Origin of the sequence: Candidatus Igneacidithiobacillus taiwanensis, assembly GCF_031962545.1 — a bacterium.
GTDB lineage: Bacteria > Pseudomonadota > Gammaproteobacteria > Acidithiobacillales > Acidithiobacillaceae > Igneacidithiobacillus > Igneacidithiobacillus taiwanensis.
In genome coordinates, this window is the sequence record NZ_JAVRKK010000096.1 from 1 (window position 1) to 8527 (window position 8527).

Consider the following 8527-nt stretch of genomic DNA (forward strand, 5'->3'; position numbering starts at 1 on the left):
CAACGCCGAACGGCCACACCATCGACTCGGACAGAAACCACCGCTATCCTTCCTCCTCCAACATCTACCACAGTGCCAAAGGTGGTGGACGCATACAGCTCCTGGCGGTAGGATGCTTGTCTCGCTACCATGTGAGCGTTGGCACGGCTTCCACTGTAATCCCCATCACTGGAGCGCATGGAATTACCAGCGTATTCGAGATTTTCTAGCCCCGCACTTTAACCGAGCCGAATTCTTTCGTTATGCACGTCCATCCTTCGATGAAGACGCGTTCGAGACGGCCAAGATCTCCCCGCTACTTGCACCTGACTCGGACAGTGATGAAGACTACCTGATACTCCTTTCCGAGGCACGCGACGCGCCGCGTCGCCCGCGCGTCGTAGTCCAGCGTCGCTATGCACGCGGCGACGTACTTCAGACTACACCGATTGTGCGCGCGGTTCGCAACAAGCTGCCTGATCATATTCTCGTGGTCTCGACAGATATCAACGAGGTCTTTGCTGGCAACCCAAACATCGATCTGCTGATGGCTACATCGTCGGGGTTCCGCCCTCGTCATGATGACGTGCTGATCGACCTTGATACTGCCTATGAGCGGCGGCCAAAGGAGCATATCCTCGTTGCGTATGCCGAGGCTGCAGGTGTAGCGCTGCCTAATCCGGCACTCGAGCTTCACATTGAACGGCGCGATTTTAAGACGGTTGGTGAATTATTTGCATCTGGCGGAGATGGCTGGAGATCGGTTACACGCATCGTTGCGATGCACATGGGCGCAACACCGGACCGCTGTTGGCCAGTTGGGCATTGGCAGACATGGATCACTGCGCTTCAGGCGGATCCGCGCGTAGGGTTGATTGCCGTTGGCGCCGGCAACGACTTCCACCCCCCTGCGGGTCAGCGCATTCTCAACTTGGTCGGCAAGTTAGATCTGCGTGGAACTGCGGCTGCTATTGCGGTCTCCGATCTGATCGTTGGTCCGGATTCGGCGTTGCTGCATGTCGCGGCGGCGGTTGGCACTCCGGCAGTTGGTCTTTACGGGATGGCTGATCCTCGGTTACGTGTTCCTTTCGGTGCGGAGCAGATCGCGCTGCGCTCCCCGGTTGATTGCGTTGGTTGCCTACATGATCTTCCTGCCCCCAACGTCAATCCACGATGCAAGTTCGGAAAATCGTTCTGTATGGAGGCGATCTCCCCGGCCACGGTTATTGCAGAGACGTTGCGGCAGCTGGACCGTCGCCCGCCGAATAAGTGGCGTGAGCGGCTCGCCTTGGGTGAGGGTGCTCCAGTATCTGTCACCAGTGCTCCGCCGCGTTGGTCCCAGCTTACGGAACTCGACTTGCCTCGCGATCACATGTCCGGAGCCGCATCTTCGTCAGTCGCGCAGCCCGTCGTGGTGCAGACTACCTGGCTACCCGAGTCCCGCTGGCTTCCATCGGAACATTCCTGGGCGACACAGGCTTGCCAAAGCTCCGACCAGATACCGCCTCGAATCACGTTTGCAGTGTTGTTAAATGCCGATCGATCTGCTCAAGGAACGATAGGTTCCTTATCTACACAGTGGCAGAAAGTCGAGTTACTGCAAATCGAAACTGGGCCAGCAGAGGGTGCTTGGCTCGCCCGCGCAGACGCTCGGCTTCTCGATTGCACAGCCGACTGGCTTGCCTTTATCGACGCCGGCGATCAATTGTCTCCCGATGCAACATTCCGCATTCAGCAGGCGATTGAGCAGCACCCCGAATGGCAGTTGCTCTATACCGACGAGGATTCCCTTACGGCCGATGGGCAGTATGTGAACCCGCATTGTAAGCCTGATTGCAACATCGATTATCTGCGTAGTTTGCCTTATGTTGGCGGTTTGCTGGTGATCAAGAAGGATCTCTTTACCGCCCTGGGGGGATTTGATCCTGCCGCGGAGGGTGCCGAGGACTACGATCTTGTGCTGCGTGCCTGGGAGCGGGTAGGAGATGCGGGAATAGGGCATATTCCCGAGGTGCTCTATCATCGCTTGCAAGGCGGTGGACACTGCAGCAAATCCATCGAGGAAATTTTGGCGGCAAGCAAGGGCGCTCTCGAGCGACATCTGCAACGATTGGGAATTGCGGCCGAGGTTCTCCCTGGTCCTTTTCCGCCCTCTACTCGCGTCCGTTATCCCCTCACCGCAACGCCGGTGGTCTCCATCATTGTGCCCACCCGCAATCAGTTGGGTATGCTTCAGCGTTGTGTCGAGTCGATTATCGAAAAAACGCGCTACCCCAACTACGAAATACTGATTGTCGACAATGGCAGCGATGATCCCGAAGCCGTCAAATATCTGGAATTGCTGGCGGCGCAAGAAGAAAGCCTGGGCGGTCGTCTTCGGGTGCTGCAGCACCCCGGTCCATTCAACTTTTCGGCGATGAATAACCGCGCAGTGGCGGCGGCTAAAGGGGAATTTCTTCTGCTGCTCAATAACGATACCGCAGCCTTGCATGACGATTGGCTGGACGAAATGGTGAGCCATGCCTTGCGGCCGGAGGTGGGGATCGTTGGCGCCAAATTGCTTTTTCCTGATGGTAAAATTCAGCATGCGGGCGTGATATTGGGCATGAAAGGGCCGGCGGAACACCCTTTCATTGGTCAACCCCCGGAATATCGCGGCTATTTTGGCCGTGCCATGCTCACGCAGAATTTATCGGCGGTAACTGGCGCGTGCCTCCTGATTGCCAAATCACTCTATGTCGACGTTGGCGGGCTTGATGAAAAGAGTTTTCAGGTTTCCTACAACGACATCGATTTGTGTCTCAAAGTGCGTGCGTTGGGTAAGAAAATTGTTTTTACCCCTTGGGCCATGCTGCTGCACGAAGGGTCGGCTAGTCAGCGTGGCGAGGTAGAGCAGAAACCGAATCCGGAAAAGGAAAAACGCTTTGCTGGCGAAAAGATGGCGTTTTACCGTAAATGGATGCCGCAGTTGGCCTTTGATCCTGCCTATAACCGCCAGCTGAGTCTTGCCAGTACCGATTTTCTCATCGAGAGCGAGGCTGCGTTGACCTGGGATCCCGCCTGGCGTCCGCGCCCACGCATCCTTGTGCATCCTGCCGACCGCGAGGGTTGCGGCGAGTATCGCATCATCAGCCCGATGCGAGCCCTGCAGCAGGCCGGGCGGGTGCAGGGTTGGGAAACCATGCGCATTTTTGAGCCGGCCGAAATGGCGCGCATGGCGCCGGAGAGTATCGTCCTGCAGCGGCAAATGGAGTGGCCGCAGATCGAGGCCTTGGAGCGCCACAAAGCCTTGTCGAAAGCATTCCGGGTCTTTGAGATCGATGATCTCATCACCAACTTGCCGGTAAAAAGTCTGCACAAGGCCCACATCCACAAGGACATTGCCAAGCGGTTTCGCAAAGCGGCGGGCCTCTGCAATCGGTTAGTGGTGGCGACGGAGCCTCTCGCCCAAGCCTACAAAGGTTTTAGCGACGAAGTCTGGGTGCAGCCCAACTGTATTGAGGATGCCGTTTGGGGCAAGTTGCAACCGACGCGGCGAGGTGCCGCCAAGCCGCGAGTGGGTTGGGCGGGAGGAGTAGGGCATACCGGCGACTTAGAGATGATTGCCGATGTGGTCCGCGACTTGGCCGATGAGGTCGACTGGATCTTTTTTGGGCTCTGTCCCGACGCCTTGCGGCCTTATGTTGCCGAGTTTCACGGTGGTGTGCCTCTGCCGCAGTACCCCGCCAAACTCGCCAGCCTAGATCTCGACCTTGCCTTGGCGCCGCTGGAGGAGAATCCTTTTAACGAGGCAAAAAGCCACCTGCGGCTCCTGGAATACGGCATTCTCGGCTACCCCGTCGTTTGTACGGACATTTTTCCCTACCAAGGTGATTTTCCCGTGTGGCGTGTTGCCAACCGCTACCGCGACTGGACCCGGACGATTCGCGAGGCGGTGGCGGATCGTGTCGCCCTTGGCGCGGCGGGTGACCGCTTGCGGGAGCATGTGCGCAGGTATTGGTTGCTGGAAGAGCATCTCGATGATTGGATGAAGGCCTGGCTGCCCTAGATCGGGCCTCGCGCAAGCTCGTCTCGGTTGCATACCGACCGATCGGTCAGTACACTGCAGAAAATCGTGGAGAGACCGATGAGCGATTCCGAGAATACGTCTGTGGTCGTCATCACCATCGCGGTCATGCTCGCGGTGGTCATGCAGGTGCTCGATCTAACCATCGTCAATGTCGCGCTCACGTATATGAGCGGCTCGCTGCAGGCCAATAGTGATCAAATCACCTGGGTATTGACCAGCTATATGGTCGCCAACGTCATCCTCCTGCCCCTCACCGGGCTCTTGGTGGAGCGTTACGGGCAACGCGCCGTCATGCTCTGGAGCGTGGCGGGTTTTGTCGTCGCGTCGGCGTTGTGCGGACAGTCGCACAGCCTGCCCGAAATCGTGCTGTGGCGCTTGCTGCAGGGGTTTTTTGGTGCCTCTCTGGCGCCAGTGGGGCAGACCATCATGCTCAGTACCTATCCGCCACATAGGCGCGGTCAGGCGATGGCAATTTTGGGCATGGGCATCATGGTCGGGCCCATCCTGGGTCCGACCCTCGGTGGTTGGTTGACGGACACCCTCAGTTGGCGCTGGGTATTCTATGTCAATATCCCTTTTGGGATTCTCGCCCTTTTATTGCTGCGGTCGGTGCCCAATCTCGGTCGCAGCGAGCAGCCGCGGCGCATCGACTGGCTGGGCTTTGCGCTCATGGCGGTCGGTTTTGGCGGTCTGCAAGCGGTGCTGAGTCTAGGTAACCAGGACGATTGGTTCAGCTCGCATGCCATTATCATCTTGAGTTTGGTTGCCGTTTTGGGCCTGTTATTTTTTGCTTGGCGCTCCTTGTCTGTCGATTATCCGGTGGTGAATTTACGTCTCCTCAAGGATGCCAATCTTGCGCTCGGGAGCGTGGGTATAGCCATTTTTGGCTTGGCGCTTTTCGGCGCCATGGTAATTTTGCCGATTATGCTCGAAGACTTTCTGGGTTATGAGGCCTTTACCACGGGCTTGGTGATGGCACCCCAAGGTATTGGTGCGATGATTGCAATGATGCTTGCCGGCCGTTTGCTAACACGCAACATCAATCCGCGCAATATCGTGTTGGTGGGAATCGTTTTCGGCAGTATCGGCAGTTGGTATACCACGAAATACAATCTCGATATAAGTATGTGGTGGATCATCTGGCCCGCCTTCATTCGGGGACTGGGTTTGGGTCTGGTCAGCATTCCGCTATTCACGTTGGCATTTTCTACCATCAATGCAAAAGACCAAGCGGAGGGCTCGGGAATTTTCAATCTTATGCGTACTCTCGGTGGCAGCATTGGTATTGCCATCGTCTCGACAGTAATGACCCAGGGACAACAAATGGGCTGGAATCAAATGGGGGGGCACGTTAACCCTTTCAATCCGGCTTTGCATCGGTATTTGGCGGCCATGGGGCTGGGCGAGACAGAGCAAGCGTGGCATATACTCGGGCAACTCGTCATTCTTCCCCAAGCGGGCATGCGCGGGATATTGGATGCCCTTATTCTCGCGTTTTATAGTTTCTTGGCCTTATTCCCACTGATCCTGCTGCTGCGTAGCCCGAAAGCCAAGCCCAAGGCCGCGACGCAGGAGCTGCCCGGGCATTGATCATTGCTCCGCAGCGGTGGGTTCCAATTGCGGCAACCAGAGGGTGCGAGCAAAGCCCCAGTCCAGCAGTTTGAGGCTTTCCCAGGAAGTTTTCCAAAAGCCTCTGCTCTCATTATGAAAGGAGGGAACGCCGAGAACCACGGCAATCAAATGCACATTGCCTTGGGTTCCGGTAACGACCAAACAATGACCTGCAGCATCGGTATAGCCGCTTTTCATGCCGGTCACAAAGGGTACGCGGCCGACCAGAAGATTGGGATTGGGACTGGTGATGCCGGCGTACGTGAAATTCTCGTGGTTGAAATAGGGCATGAAGTCGGGAAAGCGCTGCATGATGTTGCGCGTCAAAATTGCCTGATCGTAGGCGCTGGAGTAGTTGTTGGGATGCGGCAAGCCATCGGGGTTGTAATAGGTGGTCGAAAGCATGCCCAGCTGCTTTGCCGTGGCGTTCATTTGCTGCACAAAGCTGGGCACGTTACCACTCACCAGCACCGCGGCCTCTACTGCGGCATCGTTGCCCGAGGGCACCGTCATGCCAAGGATGAGCTGGGAGAGGGTAAAGGGCAGCCCAGCACGCAGAAACATCGACGAGCCGCCAGTGCGTAAGGCAGCGGGGGAGGGCGTGTATTGTTCGTGGAGTTGCAGATGACCGTTACTTATGTCTTGAAAAAGCAAATACAGAGTCATCAGCTTGGTCAGGCTGGCAATGGCGTAGGGCTGATAGGCGTTTTTTGCGGCCAGGATCTGCCCCGTATCGGCGTTCATGAGGATGTAGGCGCGCGCATCGATGGGGGGCTGAGCGGCCACGGTTTCCGCGCGGGCCTCGCTGGCTATCCAGGGTGCCAGAATAAATATTATAAAAAACAAAGAATTGATGAACGTTTTCCGTATCGCGACCACGACGCTGCCGCTCCATGCTAAAGTGATGGTTTAGAGTGTAGGCGTTTTTCTCTATTTTTCAATAGAATTTATAGGAGCAGGTTATGCACATTGGGGGCGAGTTGTCCGCCACCGCTAGTCTCGCGGCCAGTAGTCTCTTGGCCCATCCCCTATTGTGGGGGATTGCTGCCTTTATCGTCTTTCTGGCTTTTTACGTGCGAGGCGTGATCGGTTTTGGCTCGGGGCTGATCTCGGTTTCGTTGTTGACGCTGCTTTTTCCCATCAAGGAGGTCGTGCCGGTAGTCCTGCTCCTCGATTTGCTCGGCTCCGTATTGTTGGGTGCCTACGATTTCTCCGAAATCCGCTGGCCGGAACTGCGCTGGCTGCTTCCCGGCAGTCTGCTGGGGCTCTTGATTGGCGCCTTTGTACTGGCGGATAGCAATGCGCAGGATCTTACCCGCTTTCTCGGTGTTTTCATCCTCGCCTACGTGCTCTACGCCCTGTTGCTCAAGCCGGAGAAATTGCCACGTTTATCGCTGCCCTGGGGCGTGCCCTTGGGCACCTTTGGGGGAATCATCGGCAGCCTCTACGGCGGTGGTGGTCCGCCCATTGTTGCCTATTTGCAGATGCGCCACCTCGACAAGCGAGCCTTTCGCGCTACCTTTCAGGGCATTGCCCTGTCGGATAATGTGATCCGCGCCTTTATGTACATTTTTTTGGCGCTGCTCACCGGCCCCTTGGCCTTGGGCTTCCTGCTGCTGGTGCCACCGACCTTGCTCGGCCTTTGGGCTGGCAATCATCTGCATTTCAAAATCAATCAACAGGCCTTTTTGCGCGGTACCCTGATCGTGTTGGCCATTGTGGGCCTCAAATATCTGCTGTAAGGAGAAGCGAAATGATTTCTGCTGAAGAACTACGGGCGCGTTCGCAAGGCGCTATGTCTTTGCATATTGCCTTCATTGGGGTAGTCAATGGACTGTTCTCGGCTCTGCATCGAATGGGGCCGGCATCGGTTGCGGCATTGGCGCAAGAAACCCACCTGGATGCCGGATACCTGCAGCGCTGGTGCGATGCCGCCTATGCATTCTCTTGGCTGGAGAAAGAGGGGGAGACCTATCGCCTCAGCGAAGACGGCGATCTGATGCGGCCAGAGCACCCCCAAAGCCGCATGGCCGCCGCAGTTGGTACGGTACTAAGTGCCCATATGGCCGAACGTGCCGCCGGCCTGATGCGTACCGGCGAGCGCCCTGGCGAGAAGGTCTTGGCCGAGCGGGAAACGATCTTGCCTTGGTTTGGTGCCATGTTGGAGCACAATTTCCGCCGTACTTTTGAAGAAAAAATCGTTCCGGCCTTACCCTTTTTTAGCGAAATAAACGCGCGCCAGGGTTTGGCGGTGGATTTGGGCTGCGGCAACGGCTGGTATTTGCGCGCTCTCTTGCACCAGTGCGCCGGTCTGCGGGGTCTTGGTTTGGACGGTTTTGCGGAAAATGTTCGTCAGGCCACAGAGCTTGCCAAGGCCGAGGGGCTGGGAGAGCGACTGCACTTTGCCGAGGGCGATATCCATCATTTTCAGTTGCCCGAGCCTGCAGATCTCATCGCTATGAATCGTGCTCTGCACCATGTGTGGGAGGAGCGGGGCACACTCTTTACGCGCCTAGAGCAGGAGTTGCGCCCTGGCGGAGCGCTGGTCATTTGGGAACCCGCCTGGCCCGACGACACCCAAGTCCTACGCGAGCCAGCCTACCGGGGTATGGCCTTTCAGAACCTTACCGAGCACGTGCAGGGCAACCATTTTTTGCGGCCACAAGAAATTGCCGATGCCCTCGCAGCCGCCGGGCTTGAGCCCAGTATCCATCCCTTTGGCAGCGATGTGGTGGTGCTCGGTCGGCGCCGCGCCTGACGCGTTGTCTGTGCATAAGTTCACAAACCTTTGGCACTTCTTTGGCGAGGGAGGAGTGCCATGCAGGTTCAACATGTCGGGTACCGGATCCGGGGAGATCGGAAGAGCGT

General features: G+C 57.0%; 6 protein-coding genes. 5 read left to right on the forward strand and 1 reads right to left on the reverse strand.

Features of this window, described 5'->3' with window-relative positions; translation table 11 throughout:
• The 3 genes from RTI30_RS10605 to RTI30_RS10615 all read left to right on the forward strand — a co-directional run.
• A partial coding sequence (locus RTI30_RS10605) for a hypothetical protein (RefSeq protein WP_312263239.1) occupies positions 1 to 209 on the forward strand: 209 nt, incomplete at its 5' end.
• A gap of 260 nt (positions 210 to 469) precedes the next feature.
• On the forward strand, positions 470 to 4027 hold the full coding sequence (locus tag RTI30_RS10610; protein WP_312283746.1) for a glycosyltransferase: 3558 nt from the start codon (positions 470 to 472) through the stop codon (positions 4025 to 4027).
• 78 nt (positions 4028 to 4105) lie between these two features.
• Positions 4106 to 5638, forward strand: a complete 1533-nt coding sequence (locus RTI30_RS10615) for a DHA2 family efflux MFS transporter permease subunit (RefSeq protein WP_312263241.1) — start codon at positions 4106 to 4108, stop codon at positions 5636 to 5638.
• On the opposite strand, the gene RTI30_RS10620 is transcribed toward RTI30_RS10615, so the two are convergent.
• Positions 5639 to 6538 (reverse strand): D-alanyl-D-alanine carboxypeptidase family protein, encoded by a 900-nt coding sequence (locus RTI30_RS10620; protein ID WP_312263242.1) that lies wholly within the window; start codon positions 6536 to 6538, stop codon positions 5639 to 5641.
• Positions 6539 to 6621: 83 nt separating this feature from the next.
• Between RTI30_RS10620 and RTI30_RS10625 the strand changes: the two genes are divergently transcribed.
• On the forward strand, positions 6622 to 7401 hold the full coding sequence (locus RTI30_RS10625) for a sulfite exporter TauE/SafE family protein (RefSeq protein ID WP_312263243.1): 780 nt from the start codon (positions 6622 to 6624) through the stop codon (positions 7399 to 7401).
• Between the two features lie 11 nt (positions 7402 to 7412).
• On the forward strand, positions 7413 to 8417 hold the full coding sequence (locus tag RTI30_RS10630) for a class I SAM-dependent methyltransferase (RefSeq protein WP_312263244.1): 1005 nt from the start codon (positions 7413 to 7415) through the stop codon (positions 8415 to 8417).
• Positions 8418 to 8527: the final 110 nt, after the last annotated feature.